The sequence below is a fragment of the Ensifer adhaerens genome (genome assembly GCF_013283195.1).
Lineage (GTDB): Bacteria > Pseudomonadota > Alphaproteobacteria > Rhizobiales > Rhizobiaceae > Ensifer > Ensifer adhaerens_G.
This window is the reverse complement of sequence record NZ_JABEKT010000004.1, coordinates 113860-135702: the sequence shown is the minus strand read 5'-3', so window position 1 is coordinate 135702 and position 21843 is coordinate 113860. Positions and strand designations below refer to the sequence as shown.

The following is a 21843-nucleotide window of genomic DNA, read 5'->3' as shown; positions in this document are numbered from 1 at the left end:
TCCATCATCCTCTAGCAGGAGCGGGATCGATTGTTTCGAAATTCTTGAAGATGTTTATTTCCGCATGATGGAAATGAATTCCATTTAGATGTTGAGTATCGATCGTTATGGGTTATCGTCTCATCAAACAGGAGGAGTTCCCATGGCTAAGATGCGCGCCGTTGACGCGGCTGTTTACGTTCTCGAAAAAGAGGGCATCGATTGTGCCTTCGGCGTACCCGGTGCGGCGATCAATCCGTTTTACTCCGCCCTGAGGGCGCGCGGCTCGGTCCGCCATATCCTTGCCCGCCATGTCGAGGGCGCCTCGCATATGGCTGAAGGCTATACCCGCGCCAGGCACGGAAATATCGGCGTCTGCATCGGCACATCGGGCCCTGCCGGCACCGACATGATCACCGGCCTCTACTCGGCCTCCGCTGACTCGATCCCGATCCTCTGCATCACCGGCCAGGCGCCGCGCGCGCGTCTCGACAAGGAAGATTTCCAGGCGGTCGATATCGCCAAGATCGCCGCACCCGTCACCAAATGGGCCGTGACCGTGATGGAGCCGGCGCTGGTACCCTTCGTCTTCCAGAAGGCGTTCCATCTGATGCGTTCCGGCCGGCCGGGCCCGGTCCTGATCGACCTGCCCGTCGATGTTCAGCTCGCCGAGATTGAGTTCGATCCCGAAACATATGAACCGCTCGAGCCCTACAAGCCCAAGGCGACGCGTGCTCAGGCCGAGAAGGTGATCGCGATGCTGAACGAGGCCGAACGGCCCCTGATCGTCGCCGGTGGTGGCATCATCAACGCCGACGCCTCGGACCTGTTGACCGAATTCGCCGAAATCACCGGCATTCCGGTTATCCCGACGCTGATGGGCTGGGGTACGATCCCTGACGACCATCCGCTGATGGCCGGCATGTGCGGCCTGCAGACGTCGCATCGCTACGGCAACGCCAGCATGCTCGCCTCCGACTTCGTGCTCGGCGTCGGCAATCGCTGGGCGAACCGCCACACCGGCAACGTTCCGACCTATACGGAGGGTCGCAAGTTCGTCCACGTCGATATCGAGCCGACCCAGATCGGCCGCGTCTTCGCGCCGGATTTCGGCGTCGTCTCCGATGCGGGTGCCGCGCTGAAGCTGTTCCTTGACGTCGCAACCGAGTGGAAGACGGCCGGCAAGCTGCGCGACTGGTCGGGCTGGGCGGAAGAATGCCGCGAACGCAAGCGGACACTGCTGCGCAAGACCCATTTCGACCAGACGCCGCTGAAGCCCCAGCGCGTCTACGAAGAGATGAACAAGGCCTTCGGCCGCGATACCTGCTATGTCTCGACGATCGGCCTCAGCCAGATCGCCGGCGCCCAGTTCCTGCACGTCTACAAGCCGCGCAACTGGATCAATTGCGGCCAGGCCGGTCCGCTCGGCTGGACATTGCCGGCAGCGCTCGGCGTGCGTGCCGCCGATCCGGACCGGACGATCGTTGCGCTTTCCGGGGACTATGACTTCCAGTTCATGATCGAGGAACTGGCGGTCGGCGCCCAGCACAAGCTGCCCTACCTGCATGTTGTCGTGAACAATTCCTATCTCGGCCTCATCCGCCAGGCCCAGCGCGGCTTCAACATGGACTTCGAGGTCAGCCTCGCCTTCGACAACATCAACGCCTCTGGCGACGCAGAGAAGGGCTATGGCGTCGACCATGTCGCGGTCGCCGAAGGGCTCGGCTGCAAGGCGATCCGGGTGCGCAGTCCCAACGAGTTCCAGGAGGCGTTCGCCCGTGCGCGCGCATTGATGGACGAGCATCAGGTTCCCGTCGTCATCGAATTCATCCTCGAGCGCGTCACCAACATCTCCATGGGCGTCGACATCAATGCGATCGTCGAATTCGAGGAACTGGCGATCCGCGGCGAGGACGTGCCGACCGCGATCGCAGCGCTGCTCGATTAAAAAACAATCACAAGGAGGAACCACCGCATGGCGAAGTTCGCTGCGAACCTGACAATGCTGTTTACCGAGGCGCCGTTCCTCGATCGTTTTGCCCTTGCGGCCAAGGCCGGTTTCGAAGGTGTCGAGTATCTCTTCCCCTATGAATTCGAGAAAGTGAGCCTGCGCGGCGAGCTGCAGCGTTATGGGCTGACGCAGGTGCTGCACAACCTGCCGGCCGGCAACTGGGCCGGTGGCGAGCGCGGCATCGCTATCCTTCCCGATCGGATCGACGAATTCCGCAAGGGCGTGGCGAGCGCCATCGACTATGCGACCGCGCTCGATTGCAAACAGGTCAACTGCTTGGTCGGCATCGCACCTGCGGGCATCTCGGAAGAGGTGCTGCGCAGCACGCTGGTCGCCAATCTCAGGCTTGCGGCAAGCGAACTCGGCAAGCAGGGCATTCGCCTGTTGATCGAACCGATCAACGACTTCGATATTCCCGGATTCTATCTCAACACGGTCGAGCAGGCCGCCTCGATCATCGACGAGGTCGGCAGCGACAATCTGTTCATCCAGTACGACCTCTACCACCAGCAGCGCACGCAGGGCGAACTTATCGGCACCTACAAGCGCTTTGCCGATCGCATCGCCCACGTTCAGCTCGCCGACAATCCTGGTCGCAACGAGCCGGGGACCGGGGAGATCAACTACCCCTACGTCTTCGATGCGCTCGAAGAGGCAGGCTACGACGGCTGGATCGGCTGCGAATACAAGCCACGCACCACGACGGCCGAAGGCCTCGGCTGGCTTGGCACTGAGCGCAAGCGCACGCAATCCGCAGATATCATCAAGATCAGGAGTTAAGCACAATGGCAACGATCGGCTTTATTGGACTGGGCATCATGGGCACGCCGATGGCACGCCATCTGCAGGATGCCGGACACACGGTCATCACCTCGAAATTCGCCATCCCGCCGCGGCAGGAACTCCTCGACAACGGCCTGAAATTCGTCGAGACGCCGAAGGCGCTTGCGGAAACCGTCGACACCATCATCCTGATGCTGCCGGATACGCCTGAAGTGAAAGACGTCCTCTTCGGCGAGAACGGCGTCGCCTACGGCCTCTCCAAGGGCAAGCTTGTCATCGACATGAGCTCGATCTCACCGATCGAGACCAAGGAGTTCGCCAAGAAGGTCCGCGAAACCGGCGCGGAATACGTCGATGCGCCGGTCTCCGGCGGTGAAGTCGGCGCCAAGAACGCCTCGCTGTCGATTATGGCCGGCGGTTCGCAGGAAAGCTTCGACCGCGCTCTGCCGCTGTTTCAGCTGATGGGCAAGAATATCACGCTCGTCGGCGATTGCGGTGACGGCCAGGTGACGAAGGTTGCCAATCAGATCATCGTTGCGCTCACCATCGAGGCGGTTTCCGAAGCACTCGTCTTCGCCTCGAAGGCCGGCGCCGATCCCGCGCGGGTTCGCGAAGCGCTGATGGGCGGTTTTGCCTCTTCGCGCATCCTCGAAGTCCATGGTGACCGGATGATCAAGCGCACCTTCGATCCGGGCTTCCGCATCTCGCTGCACCAGAAGGACTTGAACCTCGCGCTGCAGGGTGCAAAGTCCCTCGGCATTTCGCTGCCGAACACGGCAGCGACGCAGGAACTGTTCAATAACTGCGCCGCCAATGGCGACAGCGGGCTCGACCATTCCGGCCTGGTGCGTGCTCTCGAGCGCATGGCGAACCATCAGGTCGCGTGAGGCCGTTGCCGGCCATGTAAATGCGCATGATCCGTCCGTGGACCCATTGCATCGGACCGATCATGTGTCCGGGCGGCGGTTGGAGGAACCGCCGCCCGAGACGACTTCGTTATCAGGGGGATACCAATGCCAGCCATCACCGATCCACGCAGGTTTCTGGAGACGTTGTTTACCTCGGCGGTTGCCGCCGCCGATCCGGCATTGGTGATCGCCGCCAATTTGCCGGAGCGGCCGAGGGGCCGCACCGTTGTCGTTGGTGCCGGCAAGGGTGCAGCCCAGATGGCTCAGGCCTTTGAGCGTCACTGGGACGGCCCGCTCTCTGGCGTTGTCGTCACCCGCTATGGCTACGCAGCCCCTTGCGAGCGCATCGAGGTGCTGGAGGCGTCGCATCCCCTGCCGGACGAGAGCGGCCTTCAGGCCGCGCAACGCCTGCTTGCCGAAGTCAGCGGCCTGACGACGGACGATCTGGTCGTCGCCCTTGTCTGCGGTGGTGGTTCTGCCTTGTTGCCCGCGCCGCCTCCCGGGCTTTCGCTTGACGACGAAGTTGCCGTCAACCGGGCATTGCTTGCCTCGGGCGCGCCGATCAGTGCCATGAATGCGGTGCGCAAGCATGTCTCGATGATCAAGGGTGGCCGGCTTGCAGCCGCAGCCTATCCTGCCAAGGTTGTCTCGCTCATCGTTTCCGACATTCCCGGTGACGACCCGGCGCTGGTCGCGTCCGGCCCGACGCTGCCGGATGCAAGCACGCGCGCCGATGCCCTGAAGATCGTCGAGCGCTACGGTTTGCAACTGCCCGAAAAGGTTCTGGCATGGCTCGCAGATCCGGCGGCCGACGCGCCGTCACCGTCCGATCCGCGCTTCGCCGACAATGACGTGCGCCTGATCGCCTCCGCCTCCGTCTCGCTCGAAGCCGCTGCCGCCAAGGCGCGGGAGGCCGGGATCGAGGCGATCATCCTGTCGGATGCGATCGAGGGCGAGGCGCGCGATGTCGGCAGTGTCCACGCGGCAATCGCCCGCGAGGTGGCCGGGCGCGGTCGGCCCTTCGCCAAACCGGTTGTGGTTCTCTCCGGCGGCGAGACGACAGTGACGATAAAGGGTGCAGGCAAGGGCGGACGCAACAGCGAATTCCTTCTGTCTCTGGCGCTCGGCATAGATGGTGCGAGCGGCGTATCGGCGCTCGCGGCTGATACCGACGGCATCGACGGCTCCGAGGACAATGCCGGTGCCTTTGCCGACGGCACCACCATCGCCCGGCTCGCCGCCCAGCGGCTTGATGCGGCAGCATTTTTGCAGCGCAACGACAGTTGGAGCGCTTTCGATGCGCTTGGCGATATCTTCAAGCCGGGACCAACCGGGACCAACGTCAACGACTTCCGCGCCATCCTGGTGCAGTAGCGCTGCGAGGAAAGTGCACTAACCCGTTGTCGTCGATTGGTCAGGCGGCGCGCTCTGGCTGAAATGGCAGCTGACCGTGCCATGGCTGCCGAAATCGGCAACGAACGTGTCGCCACTGCGCGCTTCCACTGCCCGCACGAACGAGCCGGAAAGCACGATCTGCCCCGGCTCGATCGCATCGCCGTATTGTGCCAGCCGGTTGGCGAGCCAGGCGATACCGCGGGCGGGATGATTGAGAACGCCGGCGCCCAATCCGGTTTCTTCGACCTCGGCATTGCGTGAGAGGATCGCACCCATCCAGCGCATGTCGACCGCGTCCGCGCGCATCGGCCGCCCTCCGAGGAGGAGTCCGGCATTGGCGGCGTTGTCGGCGATCGTATCGGCGATGCCTCTTGCCTGTTGCGTCTCGGGATCACGTCTGAGGATGCGGGTGTCGAGGATCTCCAGGGCTGGGATGACGAAGTCGGTGGCGTTGAGCACGTTCAAGACGGTGACGCGCGGCCCTTTGAGCGGTGCCTTCATCACGAAGGCGATCTCCGCCTCCACCCGAGGCTGGATGAAGCGGTCAGCGGGAATGGTCGCGCCGTCCTCAAACTGCATGTCGTCGAACAGCACGCCGGAATCCGGCGTATCGATGCCGAGCGACTGCTGCATCGCCTTCGAGGTCAAGCCGATCTTGAAGCCGATGATCCGTCGACCGAGGTCCCGCTTGCGCCGGACCCAGGCGGATTGAACCGCATAGGCTTCATCGACAGTCATACCCGGGTGCTTGAGTGACAAGAGGCCAATCTGGCAGCGATCGACTTCGGCCCGCTGAAGGCTCTCGGCTGCTTCGGAAATCTCGGCAAGACTAAGCATGCGACCGCCTTCCTCTCACGCAGACGCCGGCCATGCCTTGGCGATGGGCATCCGAAGGATTTCGAGCATTCCGCTGACGTTCAATGCGCCGATATCATCGCTGAAACAGCCACGATAGGAAAGGGGATCGCCGCTTATGGAACGTCGGCATGGGGCGGCACTTGATCACGGCGTCCGCACGTCAGACGGATTGCGTTGCGAGCAGCATTCCAAGCCCGATGAGGATCGAACCGCAGGCCCGCGGAACCAGGCGGTTTTGGCCGCCGGTGAAACGACCAAGTGTGAGCGACGCGAGCAGCACCGCTGCGACATCTGCCGCAGACAACGCCAGGTTGACGAGCATCCCGAAGATCAGGAACTGTAGCGTGACTGGCATCGCCGCTGCCGGATCGACGAATTGCGGCAGGAACGTTACGAAGAACAGTGCCGTCTTCGGGTTGAGAATTTCGACGACGATGCTGTCGCGCAGCACACCCGGCTTGGCGTCCGTCTTGTGCCCGTCATGTTTGCCGATGCCGAGCAGCATCGTGCCGCCAAGCCAGACCAGATAGATGGCACCCGCAAGCTTGATTGCGGCATAGAGAAACGGAGCGTGAGCGAGAAGGGCGGCAAGCCCCAGCGTTGCTGCGGCGATATGCACATAGCAGCCGATATGAATGCCGAGCGCCGCGAGGAAACCGGCCTTACGCCCATGCGCCAGGGTCTGCGCGGTCATATAGAGAATGGCCGGTCCCGGCATGCAGGCAAAGATCGCGGTCGCGACTGCAAACGAAATCCAGTGGTCAATCGAGGGCATGGCGGTTCCTCCGGTTCGCCGGCTGCCTTTCCAGCAGCGTGGCGTTCAGCCCGATCCGTTCAGTCCGGAATTCGAGCAGGGGGAGAACTACGCTTGGTTGTATCGATGCGACATACGGCAGGTGTCGTATTTCGTCGTTTCGAACCCGTTGCTAATATTGTGGTGGTTAAGCGAACGTCACCAATAGGAGCAGGTGCCGCATGCGGATCTCAGCCGATGGGCAGGCCGATGCGAACCGCGTAGGCGGCGATCTCGGCGGCGCTGTGCAGGCTGAGCTTGCGCATCAGGTTTTCGCGGTGCTTGCGGGCGGTGAGCGGGCTGATGCCAAGCCGTTCGGCGATCTCGCGTGCCGTCAGCCCCTGGGCTGCGAGCGAGAGGATCTGCATCTCCCGCCGGGTGAGCGGAATGGGCGAAAGGGCTTCGTCGGTCGCCGACGGCAGCGTCTGTCGGGCCGGGTCGCTGACGGCAAAGCGGATCGATTGGGCGAGATAGATGTCGTTGGCACGGAGCGCATCTACGGCGTCTGCAAGTTCGGCGGGGTCGCCGTTCTTGGTGAGATAACCGTTGGCCCCGGCCTCAATGGCAGCGCGAACCGTCCTCGGTTCGACATTGGCCGTCAACACCAGGATCTTCATTCTTGGCGCCATCGCCCTGATATCGGCGATGAACTGGATGCCGGTAACACCCGGCATGCCGAGGTCGAGGACCAGAAGGTCTGCCGGTTCGCTGCGGGCAAGTACCTGCACGGCCTCGCCGTCGGCGGCCTCGGCAACCACGGTTACATCCGCCATCGTCGACAGCAGCATCTTCAAGCCTTCGCGCACGATGGCGTGGTCGTCGGCAACGATGACGGTCATGGCCTTCGACATCCAAGCAATCCTTCATTCAAATCAGCATCGTTCGGCGACCGTAGACAGGCTGTCGAGCGGAGGTTATGCGGCGGCACGGCGCAAGCATCCGCACCCTCTGCCGACAAAACTTACTACTTCGTGAATCTTACGCGGTGCTGTTCGCCGATTATCGGTCTACTACCGGTTGCTCCTGTGTTGGAGGTTCGGGGGCGTCGGATAGGGCTGCGTGCCAGTGGGCATCGCCGCACGCGACCACGCGTCGAGCGGAGTGCTGAAATTGAGGAATGCGGCCGAGTGCTATTCGATGAAGACGCGAACACTAGCCGCCCGCCCGATGGCGTCGATCACCGTGAGGGTGGAATAGCCGGCCCCATCCGGTTGCCACTGCGTCGTCCGTCTGCGGGTCGGGTCGGGCAGCGGTTTGCCATTGGCAAGCCAGCGGAAGGGCGCGCGACCGCCTTGCAGCTTCAGGGTCAGCGGCGACATCGTCTCAAGGCCGGCGCCCAGTTCGACGCGCGCGCCCTCGGGCGGAAAGACGATCTGTGGTGCTGGCTCGCGCGCCGAGGCGTTGACCAGCCCGCTTGCCGTCATCGAGAAGCGGCGCTGGCTGATCGGCAGCTCGGTCTGCGAGATGCGTACGGCACCGGCCGGCGCATCCGGTAGCGGCGTGATCGGCAGGCCGGATTTGGCAAAGCCTTCAAACAGGATGGGCGCGGCGGAGCCATAGCCGGTCAGGCCGGGAACGGCGCCGTTGTCTGGTCGCCCGACCCAGACGCCGAGAACATACCGGCCGTCATAGCCGACTGACCAAGCGTCGCGGTAGCCGTAGCTGGTGCCGGTCTTGTAGGCGATGCCCCGCTGGCGGCTTCCCGCCGGCGGCAGAACGGCGGACAGCACATCCGAGACATGCCAGGCGGAAACCGGGGAAAGAAGCGGCTCCCCGTCGATCAGCCCGGTCGTGCCCGTGATGCCATCACCGAGGCGCACGGGGAAGCCGCGATTGGCGAGACCCGCATAGAGCTGCACGAGGTCGCGCAGCGTCATGCCAACGCCGCCGAGGCCGATTGCGAGACCCGGAGCCTCGCCGGCCGGCAGCACCGGCTTCACGTCGGCGCGGCGGAACCGCACCATCAGCCGGGCAGGGCCGACGACGTCGAGCAGCCGGATGGCCGGCACGTTCAAGGACAATTGCAGCGCCTGGCGTACGCTGACGTCGCCCTGGTAGCTCATGTCGAAATTGCGCGGGCGGTAGCCGAAGAAATCGGCTGGGCGGTCCTCGATGATGGTTTCCTGGCTGACCAGGCCTTCCTCGAAGGCGAGGCCGTAGATGAACGGCTTGAGCGTCGATCCGGGTGAGCGGTTGATCCGCGTCATGTCGATCCAGCCCGAGCGGCTTGCATCGAAGTAATCGGCCGAGCCGACTTCGCCGATGATCTCGCCGGTGCGGGCATCGGCCATGATCATGGCGACGGACACCCTCGGCCCCAACTTGGCGGCGCCATCGCGCGCAACCGCCTCGAGCCCGCGCTGAACACTGCGGCGCAACGTCGTTTGATGCTTTACGGCGGTCGGCTGCTTGCGCAGCGCGAGCTCGGCCAGATGCGCGGCATAGGCAGGCAACTGAAGGCGGCGCGTCGGAATGGCGGTCATCGCCGCGCGCCCAGCCTCGCCTTCGCCGATCACGTCGGCAACGGCCATGCGGGTCAAGACGCGCTGGCGAGCAGTCTCGGCGGCTGCTTGATTTCTGTCGGGCCGGCGCTTTTCCGGCAATTGCGGCAGCGCCACGAGCAAGGCAGCTTCGCCGACCGAAAGGCGTTTCGGCTCCTTGCCGAACCATGCAAGGCTGGCTGCGCGCACGCCTTCGAGATTGCCGCCATAGGGGGCGTGGCTGAGATAGAGATCGAGGATTTGGTCCTTCGAAAGCCGGCGTTCGATCTGAATAGCGCGAGCAATCTGCAGCAGCTTGGCCGTCACGCTTCGCTGCTCGCGCGGTTCGATCAGCCGCGCCACCTGCATCGAAAGCGTGGACGCGCCGGAGACGATGCGGCCGTTGCTGACGAATTGCAGCGCGGCGCGCCCGAGCGCGAGGATGTCGATACCGGCATGTTCCCGGAAGCGTTGGTCCTCATAGGCGACCAGCATGCGCAGGAACTGCGGATCGACGTCATCGACCGTCGTCTTCAGCCGCCAGAGACCGTCAGGCGTCGCAAAGGCTCGCAGCAATTGGCCGTCGGCGTCGAGAACCTCCCGGGAGACGATGCCGGCCGTCTCAAGCGGCGGCGGAAATGCCCGGTCGGCCTTATCGAGGGCAAAGGCCGATAGCCCCGTCAGCAACAGGCCGACGGGTATCGCGATCAGCAGTTTGTGCCCTATCGACATCGTTTGGCCTATCGCGCTGCCAAGACCTCCATGCGCCCGGTCGCGGTGCGGGCCGAGAACTGCGGCCGGTACATGTCTTCGACGCTTGCAGCCGGATGATCGTAGACACCAGGGTTCACGGCGCGCACGACATAGGCGAGCGTCAGCTCGCGGCTGTCTCCTGAGGTCCGGTCGAAGGCGGCGACGAACCGGTCGTTGCGGAACTCCGTGTGGGTCGCGGTGATCTCACCGAGCCATTCGAAGTTGCTCAACTGGGCGCTGTCGACCAGGCTCGGATTGTCGATCTGGAAGCCTGCCGGCAGCAGATCCGACACGAGAACCCGCGACGGCCAGTCATTGGTTTCGGTCACTTTCAGCACCACGACATACCGCTCGTTTTGCCTTGCCTGGCTCACATTGGCTTCGGCGCCGTCAAGCGTGTAGTAGGTGCGTTCGATGGCAAAACCATCGCCGCCGGCCGACAGTGGCTGAGCCGGGGCCGCAACCGTGGTCACCACGGCAGAGACGGCGTCAGCACCTTCGTTCTTGATCACGACCGGGTGTGACAGCAGGGCGTCGCCGGTGATCCGCGCGGCGTAAGCGCCGTTCTTCGAAGCGCCGTTCACGTCCAGCAGCATGTCTTCGTCACCGCCCTGAACGGCGCGTGCGGCCAGCAACATCCAGGCCTGTTCCTGTGTGCTGGTGTATTTCTTCTGCTCCCATTGCCGTGCGACGATCTTCGACAGTTCCGGGATGATCGGCGGAACCGGGCGGCTTTCGGCGGCCAGCGCCAAGACTGCCGCATCGTCGCGAAGCGAAGAGCCATAGTCGGACCGCGACAGGCTGACATTGACGTGGCCCGTCGACATGTTGGCGGACGACGCAAAGATCTCCTGCGACCGCTGGGCATCGCCATAGAGCGCGAGGGCTGCTGCGACGTGTGCCTTGGCGAGCGGCGTCGGGAAATCGTTGATCAACGTGTTGGCGTAATAGCGGATGTCATTGACCGCAGCCTTGCGATTACGCGCCAGCACATAGAGCGAATAGGCGATCTCGTTGCCGCGATCCTTGACGTTGGTGTCGTAGCCCAGGCCGTTTTGCAGGTTCTCGAGAGCCTGCACCATCGCTGCCTCGGGCACGTCGTATTTCAGTTCGCGTGCGCGCGTCAGGAAGTCGGTGACATAGGCATCGAGCCAGAGGTCACCGTAACCCGGGCCCCACAGGCCAAAGCTGCCTGATGACGACTGGTAGGAGAGCACGCGATAGATCGCCTCCTGCACCCGCTTCGTCACTTCGTCGTCATCTGCAAGGCCCGACTGCTTGGCAAGTTCGCTCATGTAGAGCAGCGGCAGCGCGCGGCTCGTCGTCTGCTCGGCGCAGCCATAGGGATAGCGGTCGAGCGACATCAGGATGGCGGGAATGTCGAAGGCGGCCGAGCGGGTGACGCTGAGCGACACCGAGGCGCCCTGCAGCACGCTATCGGCCAGCAGTTGGCCGTCGATCGTCAGGCTGCTGCCCGCCGCCAAATTGACCACCTGCCGTTGGGTCACCGGCAAGGTCGCCGGGCGCACAGGAATGTTGAGCGCCTGTTCGAGGGATAGCCCGGAAGCGCCGGTGAGCTGGACCGTGACCTGGCCGTCGCCCGGGTACTGGCCGACCAGCGGCAGCGTCAGGACCGACTTGCCGCCAGCATCGAGGCGGACCGTTTCACTTGGACCAGCCTGTTCGACGGTGACCGGCCCGTTGGTCGTCAACTGGACCTGGTAGTCGCCCGCTGGCGCATCGGTGTTGGCGATATCGAGCCTGAGTTCGGCACGGTCTCCCGGTGCCAGGAACCGCGGCAGGCTCGCGGTTACCACAATGGGATCGCGGATGACGACGTCGCGCACCGCATGGCCGACGCCGGACTTCGTCCAGGCGACGCTCATGACGCGTGCGGTGCCGTTGAACTGCGGGATGTCGAAACTGACGGTCGCCTTGCCGTCGGTATCAAGCTTCACCGGGCCTTCGAAGAAGGCCATGAGCTTTTCGGTGGGAGGGCTTCCCTGCAGTGCCACCTGGCCGCCATCGCCGCCGGTGCGCAACTTGCCGGTCGCGCCAAGCGAGCCGTCAATCAGCCGACCGTAAAGATCGCGCATTTCGAGACCCAGCTGACGCTGACCGAAATACCAGGCGGCGGGATCCGGCGCTTCGTAACGGGTGAGGTTCAGGATGCCGACGTCGACCGCGGCGATCGTGACATAGGCTTCCTCATTTGCGCCGGCGCCTGCCACCTGCAGGCTGATATCGAGCGGCTTGCGCGGCTCGGTTTTTTCGGGCGCTTCGAGGGCGACGGCGAGCTTGCGCTCGGCCGGATCGACGGTCAGCCACTTGATGCCGATCGCGCGCATCGGCATGCGGCTTTCCTGCGCGTCACCGGGGCGGTAGAGCGTCGCGGTCACATAGGCGCCGGCGCCCCATTCGGCGGTAACGGGTAGATCGACCTCACCGCCTTCGGCCGCAATCGTCGCACTCTTCGTCGTCACCAAGTCTTCCGTTCCGACGGTCACGAGCAGTTCGCCCGCAAAACGCGGAGACACTTTGAGCTTGGCAGTCTCGCCGACGGCGTAGTTTTCCTTGTCGAGCGCGATTTCGAGACCATCCGGCGTTTCGGTCGACGTCGAGGCGACATACCAGCCGGCATCGAACTCGACGCTCGACGTCGGGCCGTCGAGGGCGGCGGTCTCGACTTCGAGACGGTAGCGGCCCCAGCCGACGGGCACTGAGATCTCGCCGCCATCGGCGGTCACGTCGACCGTGCCGTTTGCCATCTGCTTGGTGGTGACAACCGGCTCATACTTCCAGGCGGTTCCGTCGCGGTACCATTGATAGTTGCGCTCGACGCTGATGAGCTTCCAGAGCGCGCCCGGCATGGCGGCCTTGCTGCCATCGGGGTCGATGGCAATCACGCGGAACTTGCCGACCGAGTTCTCCTGAAGGTCGCCGGAGAATTCCGGCTTGATGCCGATGACAGGCCCTTCCGGCTTTACCGGCAGCGTCAGCGAGCGTTCGATGGCACGGCCTCCGGCCTCGCGCATGCGGACGGTGACGTTGGCATTGATGAGTTGTGTCGTGGATGGGACTTCGGCGAGCGCGACGTCGAACGTCGATTTGCCCTCGTCATCGAGGGGTAAGAGCTCTTCGAGCGGCAGGCGCGTGTCCTCGCTCGCCTCTTCGTCGGCAAGGCCGAAGAAGTATCCCTTGAAGGCAGCATTTTCGCGTGTGGGCTTCAGAACGACTTCGCCCTCAAGCTCAAGCCCGGCGGCCGGTGCGCCATAGAGATAACGGCCATCGACGGCGACCTGTACCGGTTCGCCGATGGCAATTTCCTTGGCTTCGCTCGTCAGATCGAACTCGGTGCGATCCGGCACGAAATCGTCGACCAGGAACTGCTTTTCTCCGATCGGTGAGGCCTTGGGGTCGGTGAAGATCTGCATCGTCCAGGTGCCGCGCATGGCGTTTTCCTGAACATCAAGGTCAAGCGTGTGACCGCCGAGTTTGCCGCCATCGCTGATCATCCGGCGGTATTCGACGCCATCGGGACGCAAGAACACGACGGTGAGGGGCAGGTTTTCGATCGCCTCGCCGTTGACGTCACGGGCGAGCGCTGCCGCATGCACCGTTTCGCCGACACGGTAGATGCCGCGTTCGGTCCAGGCAAGAATGTCGATCGCACCGGGGGCGGCGCGGCCGGTCACGCCTCGATCCGACAGGTCGAAGCCGGCCCGGGTCATGTCCAGGAAGACGAAATCGTCTTCGCCGTTCCTGGCGGTGATCACAGCGGGGGTCAGCGCGGCCGTGCCGCGGATGAGGCCGGCGGTAAAGGTGGCACGGCCGTCTCCGTCGGTCGTCGCCGTTCCGAGGATCTCGTTGTTCTTGGCGACGAGCTGCAGCTCGACGCCCTCGATCGGCTTGGCGGTCGCGAGCGACCGGGCAAAGACATTCAGCCCATCGGTGCCTGCGTAGGTCGATACGCCGATGTCGGAGACGACGAACCATTGGGTGGCACGGGCATCCCAGTCCTGGCTGATGCCGGTTTCGGACGCAGCCGTCAGCACGTAGACGCCGGCCTTGCGCTTCGGCAAGGCTTCATCGACAGGGAAGCTGGTGACCACTTCCTTGTTGAGCACGCTCTCGATGGAGAGCGATCCTTCCCAGACCAGTTCGCCGCTTTCGTCCTGAATGCGCTGGGCGCTGTAACCGTCGATCTGTGTCAGGAATTGCGAATTCTGCAGCACCTGCGCCAAGCTGCGGTCACCGATCCGATAGAGCTTGAGCTTGGCGCTGTCGGTGTTGACGGAAACAATCGGAATGCCGCGGCGCGCCGTCGACGGCAGCACGAAGCTGTCGCCGGTAAAGCGCACGACCTGGCCGCGATCCTTGACGTAGACCTCAAGAGTAACCGGTGCTTCCAGCACTTCGTCGACCGACGAGGGCAGGCCGGTGCGCAGCGTCAGCTTATATCGCTGGCCATGCGACAGACCCTCGACGCAGATCTGGTCGCCCTTGGCTTCCACCGCCTTTGCGGCAGCGCCATCGACCGTGACGAACGAGGCATAGTCGGCGCCGCTCTTCAGCAATTGCTCGGAGAACTGCACGCAGGCGCGCGGTGAGGCGCTGTCGGCGTCGACGGTATTTTCAATGACGCGGAAGCGCTTGCGCTCTTTCAGGTCGAGATAGGCGGTCTCGACCGTCTTCGATTGCACCAGCTCAAGGCTGGCCTTGTAGGCATTGAGCGAGCCGCGGAAATTCTCGGAATTTTCCAGCGCCTTGGCGAGAACTGCCAGTGCATGGGCGCGGCTTTCGGCGGTGCGGGTCAACTGATAGCCGTTGATTGCCGCAAGAGCGGCCTGCGTCGCCACATCGGTATTGCCGGTAATCCGGTTTGCCGTGCGTGCCGTCTCGAGCCACAGTTCACTGTCGTCGGGAGTGATCGCAAGCGCGCCCTGGAATGCCTTCAACGCGGCGTCGATCGTCCCCGACGACGCCAGAACACGCGCCGATTCGATCAGGCCGTTGACGCCAAAGCCCTGCTGGTCGTCGGCAAGTGCAAGGTTCGCCTTGGCGTCGCGCGCATCCTGCAGGATCTGGTCGGAGAGGAAGGAGAGACGTGGTGGTGCGCCAAGATCAGGCTGCACGGCCTGTGCCTGCACGACCTTGCCGGCGATGGCGCCCGCAAAGTCGTTCAACTGGTTGAAGTCGGATTTCAGGAAGCACCATTTCACCTTGGGATTGTAGGTGAACGCACGGCAGGATTGATCCGCGATGCAGGCGGTCTCGCACTGCTCCAGGGAAACATTCTGCTCGGTCCGCAGATCGAAGCCGAAGTAGTCAGCGTCCTGAGTGATCTCGACCTGGCGACCCGTCTCGGCCGAAAAAGCTGGATATCCAACGGTCAGAACAGAAACAAGGAGAGTGGAAAGGCCGAAAAACGCGCGCACAGACATCAAGTCCTCCCAACGCAACCGGTCTCGATAGAGCTTCACCTTTTCAAGGTTCGGGACGCCTTGTCAACCTTGGACGTCCAAGAGTTGAAAGACGATTTGCGCAGGAATGAACAACTCGTTCCCAGATGGCCGCGACCCTTCGAGGAGGCGCTTAACCTCTCTGTTCCCTCAGGAAAACGACGAGCGAACGTCCGGCGTCGAGGATATGATCGCGCGTCAGCGCGGAGGCCAGATCGGCATCCCCCTTGGCACAGGCGTCGAAGATCGCCTCATGCTCGCGCGCCGCGCGCTTCATGCCGTCCGTCAACGTCAGCTGGGCGCGCAGATAGCGATCGATGCGGTCGAGCGAGGCGCGCACGATCTGTAGGTAGTAGGGCCGGCGCGCGGCCTCATAGAGGCTGTAGTGGAAATTACGGTTGGTTTCGCCCCACTTGGCCGAATCGGATTCTTTGCCAAACTCGTCACAGTGCCTGCGGGCAAGGTCGAGCGTCTTTCGATCCAGATTGGGAACGGCGAGCCGGATGACCTCGGCTTCGAGCAGGGCGCGAAACTCGAAGATCTCCTCGATCTCCTCGATGGAAAGACCGGCGACGACGGCGCCCTTGTAGCGCTGCGTGGTAATCAACCCGTGCTGCTCAAGGCGCGACAGCGCTTCTCGTACCGGGATACGGCTGGTGTTGAACATCTGCGCGATCTGGTCCTGCCGCAGGTTCTCCCCTTCGGCGAGCGCGCCTTCGATGATCGCCTTGCGCAATGCCTCGTAGACGATATCGGCGGCGGAAGCGGCTTGCCTGATATCAACGGCATCGAGTTTCATCGCGTCCAGTTCCCGGTAGCTTGTGTCTCTGGCTATGGCAGTGCGGAGCCCGCCGTCCTTCCGGTCATAGGTCCATTCCTGCGGACGGGCAACAGAGGCCGAGGCAACCGCGAAAATTTCGTATATTTCACATTGTATATTGGATCCAATATTTCTATGACTGTTGGCGCGTCGGCGGTAGCGGCTCTTCAGTCGCCGCGGGAGATCCCTTCTCCCGCGCGTCGATGTATAGATATCAAGGCATAGGCATGTGGATGCGGTCCGCATGCATCGCGTGGAGGCGAAAAATGCGCAGCAGCAAGGTCATTCATATTGTTTCCTGCCATGCGGAAGGCGAAGTCGGCGATGTTATCGTCGGCGGCGTGGCGCCGCCGCCGGGCAAGACGCTGTGGGAGCAACGACGCTTCATTGCCGAAGATCAGACCCTGCGCAATTTCGTGCTCAACGAGCCACGCGGCGGCGTCTTCCGCCACATCAACCTGCTGGTGCCACCGAAGGATCCGCGCGCGACCATGGGCTTCATCATCATGGAACCGGAGGACACCCCGCCGATGTCCGGTTCCAACTCGATCTGCGTTTCGACCGTGCTGCTCGACAGCGGCATCGTGCCGATGCAGGAGCCCGAGACGAGAATGGTGCTGGAGGCGCCTGGCGGATTGGTCGATGTCGTCGCCACCTGCCGCAACGGCAAGGCAGAGCGCATCACCGTCACCAACGTTCCTTCCTTTGCCGGCAAGCTCGACGCGAAGATCGAGGTTGAGGGGCTCGGCACGCTCACGGTCGACACCGCCTATGGCGGCGACAGCTTCGTCATCACCGATGCGCGCACACTCGGTTTTTCAGTGACGCCGGACGAAGCGCGCGAACTGGCCGAAACCGGCATCAAGATCACGCGGGCGGCCAATGAGCAACTTGGCTTCACGCATCCGGAAAACCCGGAATGGGCGCATATCTCGTTCTGCCAGCTGACGCTGCCGGTCGAGGAACGCGACGGCGTCCTGCATGGCCGCAACACGGTGGTGATCCAGCCGGCCAAGCTTGACCGTTCGCCAACCGGCACCGGCTGCTCGGCGCGCATGGCGGTGCTGCACGCGCGCGGGCAGATGAAGGTGGGGCAGCGTTTTGTCGGCCACTCGATCATCGATTCGACGTTCGATTGCCGTATCGTGGCAGATGCGACGGTCGGCGGTCGCCCGGCCATCATCCCGGAAATCTCCGGGCGTGCCTGGGTCACCGGCACGCACCAAGTGATGCTGGATCCGGCCGATCCGTGGCCGTCAGGCTACCGGCTTGCCGATACCTGGCCGCGCAAACAGTAGGCCAGCCGACGTCTATTCAGCAATGATGCGCGTGGTGCCGACCCAGAGTTCGCGGGCCGGCCCCGCGCCGATGTTGCGGGCGCGATGCGGCAACGATGAGGGGAAGTGGAGGGTGTCGCCAGCCTTCAACACATATTCCTTGCCGTCGATCTCGTAGAGCATTTCCCCCTCGATCAGATAGAGGAAATCCTCGCCTTCGTGGCTGGTCAGTTCGGACGCGTAGCCGACCGGCATATGGGTTATGCAGCCGTTAAGCTGCGCGCCCGGAAAGCCGCGTTCAAGCAGTTCATAGACCCGCTCCTTCGTCTCGACATTGTAGCCGCGGCGTTCGCCGGCATGCGACACCATGGAATGGGCGTGCTGCGGCGGCTGCGACAGGAACGTGTCGACGCTGGTGCCGAGCGCATTGGCGACATTGTAGAGCGAGATCAGCGACGGTGTGGAAATGCCGCGTTCGATCTGGCTGATGAAGCCCTCGGTCAGCCCGGCTTCGCGCGCGACCTGCTTCATCGTCTTGCCGATTTCCTTGCGGCGGGCCCGCAGCATCTGGCCGATCGTTGCGGCCGCGGGCATGTCGGTAATAGGGGCGCCGGCATCTGCTACTGGCGCCTCATCGGTATCGAGAGGCATGATTTTCTTTCCGCTTGACTCGCGTCTGTTGTTGTACTTTAGTCCGACTAAAGTCGACTATGCAAGCTCCGCTGCTGGCCGGCTTATAAAGGGGAACAACAAGAATGCCTTCGCGACAATCCGGACGCAAAGAAAAACGTTCGAAAAAATTGGATCCAATATCCAATTAGCCGGAGGCGTGTTCCGGCAATGGCCGGGCGATCAAACAGGAGGAGTGAGAGATGAAACGTTTGTTGCCGATCTTACTGGGTGCCGCACTTGGGCTGGCTGCGGCCACATCGGCGCTCGCCATCGAGCGTGGCGGCGCCATGACTTTTGCGCGCTACGACGATTCCACCGTCATCGACCCGGTCTACGCCGATCGCAATCCTGATCTCTGGATGGTTACCGGTCTCTACGAAACTCTGCTGCGCAACGGCCCTGACGGCTCGATCGTGCCCGGATTGGCTGAGGGCTACGACGTTGCCGCAGACGGGCTTTCGATCAAGCTCAAGCTGCGCGATGGACTAAAATTCTCCGACGGCTCTGCTTTGACGGGCGCCGATGTGGTCTTCTCGCTCGACCGGGCCCGCAATCCCGAGCTTGGCCCCTGGGCCGGCCTGCTTGGTGCCGTCGACAAGGCTTCCGCCGATGGCAACCAGGTGACGCTGACGCTCAAGAACCCGGACCCGACCATCGTCTCTATTCTTGCAACGTTCAACACCGGCATCATGCCCAAGGCGGCCTTCGAGAAGGCGGCTGGCGCCAACGATCAGGAAAAGGCGCGCGCCTTCTTCGAGGCAGGCCCGGTGACCTCGGGCCCCTTCACCATGAAGAGCCGGGTGCAGGGCTCAAGCATGACCTTCGAGCGCAATCCCAATTACTGGCGCCCCGGCACGGACGGCAAGCCGCTGCCCTATCTTGACCAGGTCGATTTCGTCATCATTCCTGACGATGCCACCCGCATTCTCAAGCTTCAGGCCGGCGAAGTCGATGCGGCGGAATTCATTCCCTTCGCCCGTGTGGGTGAGCTCGGTGCCGATCCGGCGCTGAAGATGGAACTCTTTCCGTCGACCCGCATCGTCTATGCGCCGATCAATACGCGCGAGACCCGTAAGGACGGCTCCAAGAACCCGCTTGCCGACGCCAAGGTGCGCCAGGCGCTGAACTACGCCACCGACAAGAATGTGCTGATCAAGCTCGTCACCTTCGACACCGGCAAGCCGATGACGTCGCTCATGTCGGCCGCTACCCAGCTTCACTATGGCCCGGAGCCGCTCTACCCCTACAATCCGGAAAAGGCCAAGCAATTGCTTGAGGAGGCCGGTCTTGGCGGCGGCTTCGAGGTGACGTTTACCACGCTTGCCGGCAGCGCCGATGATGCGACGCTGTTCACCGCTCTCCAGCAGATGTGGTCGCCGCTCGGCGTCAACCTCAAGGTCGAGCAGGTCGACAATCCCACCCGCGGCGAGAAGAACCGGTCCGGCGACTTCGATATCCATACCTATGGTTGGGCGAACGACGTCAACGATCCGGCGCAGGTGACCGGCTGGCTCGGTTACTACAAGCAGCGTCAGGCCGTTGGCACCGGCTGGAACAACGAAGAGTTCAACGCGCTGTTCGAGAAGTCGAACGTTGAGGTCGATCCGGCCAAGCGTAAGGACGAATACAAGAAGATGCAGGAGATCTATGCGGACGGGGCGCCGCTGCTCTTCCTGTTCGAAACGCCCTTCGCTGTCGCAGTCTCGAAGTCGGTCGAAGGCTATGTGCAGACGCCTCTCGGTGCGAATGACTTCTCCGAGGCCTGGCGGGCCAAGTGACGACTGCCTGAATTCAGGATGTCGGGCGGTGAAGACCGTCCGACATCGTTCACAAGGTTCAATCCATGCCCTCGCTTTCCTACCTAATGGCTCGGTTGCTGCAGATTATCCCGACCTTTCTTCTGGTCATGATCTTCATTTTCCTGTTTGTTCGCTTGCTGCCCGGGGATCCGGCGATTGCCATGGCCGAGGCCAAGGCAACGGACGCGCAGCTCGAGCAAATCCGCCACAACCTCGGTCTAGACCAGCCGCTGCCGATCCAGTTTCTGCTTTTCGTCACGAACACGCTGACCGGCGATCTCGGCCGTTCGATCATGCTGAAGGCACCGGTCACGGAGATCATCCTCACACGGTTGCCGACCACAATCTTCCTGGCGCTGTATTCGGTGCTGTTAGCGATCTGTCTTGCGGGTCCGCTGGCGTTTCTTGCCGCCGCACGGGTCAACAGCGCCCTTGACGTTACCATCCGTAGCGTCTTCCAGGTGGGGCTGTCGATGCCGGTCTTTTACATTGGCCTCGTGCTGCTGACGGTGCTGGCAGCCCAGCTGCGCTGGTTTCCTGTCGGCGGTTACGGGACGAGTTTCCTCGACAATCTTCACCATCTGATGCTGCCGGCGCTCAGCGTCGCGCTCTACACCTCGGCCATCATCCTGCGCAATCTCAGGGCCTCGCTGATCGAGGTGCTCGATGCCGACTACGTGCAGTTCGCCCGTGCCAAGGGACTTTCGCCGCACATCGTCATGACGCGGCATGTGCTGCGCAACGCCCTGGTCTCGACCGTGACGCTGCTCGGCCTTTCCATCGGCAACCTGATGAGCGGAACGCTGGTCACCGAGACCGTCTTTGCCGTCCCGGGCGTCGGACGGCTGATGCTGGAGGCGATTTTCGCGCGGGACTACCCGCTGATCCAGGGGCTGACCCTTACCTTCGCCGTGCTCGTCTCCGTCGTCTTCCTGCTGACGGACATCGTGCAGTCCTGGCTCGATCCGAGGCTTCGCCAATCATGAGCATCGTCCTGCAATCTCCCAGCCGCAAGGCGAGCCGCGTCAATGCCTTCATCGGCCGGGCCTTCTCGCGGCCGTCCTTCGTCATCGGTTTCGCCATCCTCGCGTTGTCGATCGCGCTGGCGCTGTTCCCGCAGTTGCTGGCTCCCTATGATCCGCTCGCCTTCGACCTCAGCGCCATCCAGCAGGGGCCGAGCCTTGCCCATCCCTTCGGCACCGACAATTTCGGACGCGACGTGCTCTCGCGCGTCATCTGGGCCTATCGCGTCGACATGCAGATGGCGTTCTTCGCCACGATCTTCGCTTTGCTGATCGGGGTCACGGTTGGCGCCTTCGTTGGCTATTACGGCGGTATCGCCGACACCATCTTCGGCCGCTGCGTCGATGCGATCATCACCTTTCCCTTCCTGGTGCTGGTCATCGCCATCGTCGCGGTGCTCGGGCCCGGCCTCATCAATATGTATGTCGCGATCACGGCGGTGAACTGGGTCTACTATGCCCGCCTGACCCGTGCCGAGATCATGGCGCAGAAATCCAACGACTATGCCGCAGCCGGCCGCGTGCTCGGCTATTCCGACCGGCGCATCATCTTCCGGCACCTCCTTCCCAACGCGATCTCGCCGATCATCGTCTACTGGATGACGGACATGGCACTTGCCATCCTCCTCGGCTCGTCGCTCGGCTATCTCGGCCTCGGCGCGCAGCCGCCGGCTGCCGAATGGGGCGTGTTGATTGCCGAAGGGCGCAACTTCCTGCTGACGGCGTGGTGGATGAGCCTGATGCCCGGCATTGCCATTGTGCTCACCGGCCTCGGCTTCAGCCTCGTCGGCGATGCGCTTGCCGATCTGCTTCGACCGAAAGGCCGCTGAC

Annotated in this window: 15 protein-coding genes; 8 read left to right on the top strand and 7 right to left on the bottom strand. The window is 63.0% G+C overall.

Going from position 1 to position 21843, the window contains the following annotated elements:
* Positions 1-142: 142 nt before the first annotated feature.
* The 4 genes from gcl to LPJGGPFB_RS27150 all read left to right on the top strand — a co-directional run bounded on the left by gcl (position 143) and on the right by LPJGGPFB_RS27150 (position 5055).
* Positions 143-1927: a glyoxylate carboligase gene (gene gcl / locus LPJGGPFB_RS27165; protein ID WP_173423051.1), complete on the top strand. Its 1785-nt coding sequence runs from the start codon at positions 143-145 to the stop codon at positions 1925-1927.
* A gap of 27 nt (positions 1928-1954) precedes the next feature.
* Positions 1955-2770 (top strand): hydroxypyruvate isomerase, encoded by an 816-nt coding sequence (gene hyi / locus LPJGGPFB_RS27160; RefSeq protein WP_173423050.1) that lies wholly within the window; start codon positions 1955-1957, stop codon positions 2768-2770.
* Positions 2771-2775: 5 nt separating this feature from the next.
* Positions 2776-3660, top strand: coding sequence for a 2-hydroxy-3-oxopropionate reductase (gene glxR, locus LPJGGPFB_RS27155; protein ID WP_173423049.1), 885 nt, complete (start codon positions 2776-2778; stop codon positions 3658-3660).
* A 126-nt stretch (positions 3661-3786) separates the two neighbouring features.
* Complete coding sequence (locus LPJGGPFB_RS27150) at positions 3787-5055, top strand: glycerate kinase type-2 family protein (RefSeq protein ID WP_173423048.1); 1269 nt, start codon at positions 3787-3789, stop codon at positions 5053-5055.
* 18 nt (positions 5056-5073) lie between these two features.
* Here the strand turns inward: LPJGGPFB_RS27150 and hpaH are convergent, their stop codons facing one another.
* From hpaH to LPJGGPFB_RS27120, 6 genes are all read right to left on the bottom strand, one after another.
* Entirely contained in the window at positions 5074-5913 is an 840-nt protein-coding gene (gene hpaH / locus LPJGGPFB_RS27145) for a 2-oxo-hept-4-ene-1,7-dioate hydratase (protein ID WP_173423047.1), read from the bottom strand.
* A 181-nt stretch (positions 5914-6094) separates the two neighbouring features.
* Positions 6095-6709: a LysE family translocator gene (locus tag LPJGGPFB_RS27140; RefSeq protein ID WP_173423046.1), complete on the bottom strand. Its 615-nt coding sequence runs from the start codon at positions 6707-6709 to the stop codon at positions 6095-6097.
* A 209-nt stretch (positions 6710-6918) separates the two neighbouring features.
* On the bottom strand, positions 6919-7578 hold the full coding sequence (locus tag LPJGGPFB_RS27135; protein WP_173423045.1) for a response regulator: 660 nt from the start codon (positions 7576-7578) through the stop codon (positions 6919-6921).
* Between the two features lie 279 nt (positions 7579-7857).
* Positions 7858-9939 carry a penicillin-binding protein 1C gene (gene pbpC, locus LPJGGPFB_RS27130; protein WP_173423044.1) on the bottom strand — a complete coding sequence of 694 codons (2082 nt, stop codon included), beginning with the start codon at positions 9937-9939 and terminating at the stop codon, positions 7858-7860.
* An 8-nt stretch (positions 9940-9947) separates the two neighbouring features.
* Positions 9948-15404, bottom strand: a complete 5457-nt coding sequence (locus tag LPJGGPFB_RS27125) for an alpha-2-macroglobulin family protein (protein WP_210264620.1) — start codon at positions 15402-15404, stop codon at positions 9948-9950.
* Between the two features lie 151 nt (positions 15405-15555).
* Positions 15556-16221 carry a GntR family transcriptional regulator gene (locus LPJGGPFB_RS27120; RefSeq protein WP_173423043.1) on the bottom strand — a complete coding sequence of 222 codons (666 nt, stop codon included), beginning with the start codon at positions 16219-16221 and terminating at the stop codon, positions 15556-15558.
* A gap of 287 nt (positions 16222-16508) precedes the next feature.
* Between LPJGGPFB_RS27120 and LPJGGPFB_RS27115 the strand changes: the two genes are divergently transcribed.
* Positions 16509-17540, top strand: coding sequence for a trans-3-hydroxy-L-proline dehydratase (locus LPJGGPFB_RS27115; protein WP_173423042.1), 1032 nt, complete (start codon positions 16509-16511; stop codon positions 17538-17540).
* A 12-nt stretch (positions 17541-17552) separates the two neighbouring features.
* Here the strand turns inward: LPJGGPFB_RS27115 and LPJGGPFB_RS27110 are convergent, their stop codons facing one another.
* Positions 17553-18170: a helix-turn-helix domain-containing protein gene (locus tag LPJGGPFB_RS27110; RefSeq protein WP_173423041.1), complete on the bottom strand. Its 618-nt coding sequence runs from the start codon at positions 18168-18170 to the stop codon at positions 17553-17555.
* A 221-nt stretch (positions 18171-18391) separates the two neighbouring features.
* Between LPJGGPFB_RS27110 and LPJGGPFB_RS27105 the strand changes: the two genes are divergently transcribed.
* From LPJGGPFB_RS27105 to LPJGGPFB_RS27095, 3 genes are all read left to right on the top strand, one after another.
* The gene (locus tag LPJGGPFB_RS27105) at positions 18392-19969 is read left to right on the top strand and encodes an ABC transporter substrate-binding protein (protein ID WP_173423040.1); all 1578 of its coding nucleotides are present in this window, start codon (positions 18392-18394) and stop codon (positions 19967-19969) included.
* Positions 19970-20034: 65 nt separating this feature from the next.
* Positions 20035-20976 carry an ABC transporter permease gene (locus LPJGGPFB_RS27100; RefSeq protein WP_173423039.1) on the top strand — a complete coding sequence of 314 codons (942 nt, stop codon included), beginning with the start codon at positions 20035-20037 and terminating at the stop codon, positions 20974-20976.
* A complete protein-coding gene (locus LPJGGPFB_RS27095; protein ID WP_173423038.1) occupies positions 20973-21842 on the top strand; it encodes an ABC transporter permease in 870 nt (289 codons plus the stop codon). Before LPJGGPFB_RS27100 ends, LPJGGPFB_RS27095 begins: the two co-directional genes overlap by 4 nt.
* The last annotated feature ends 1 nt before the right edge of the window (position 21843 follow it).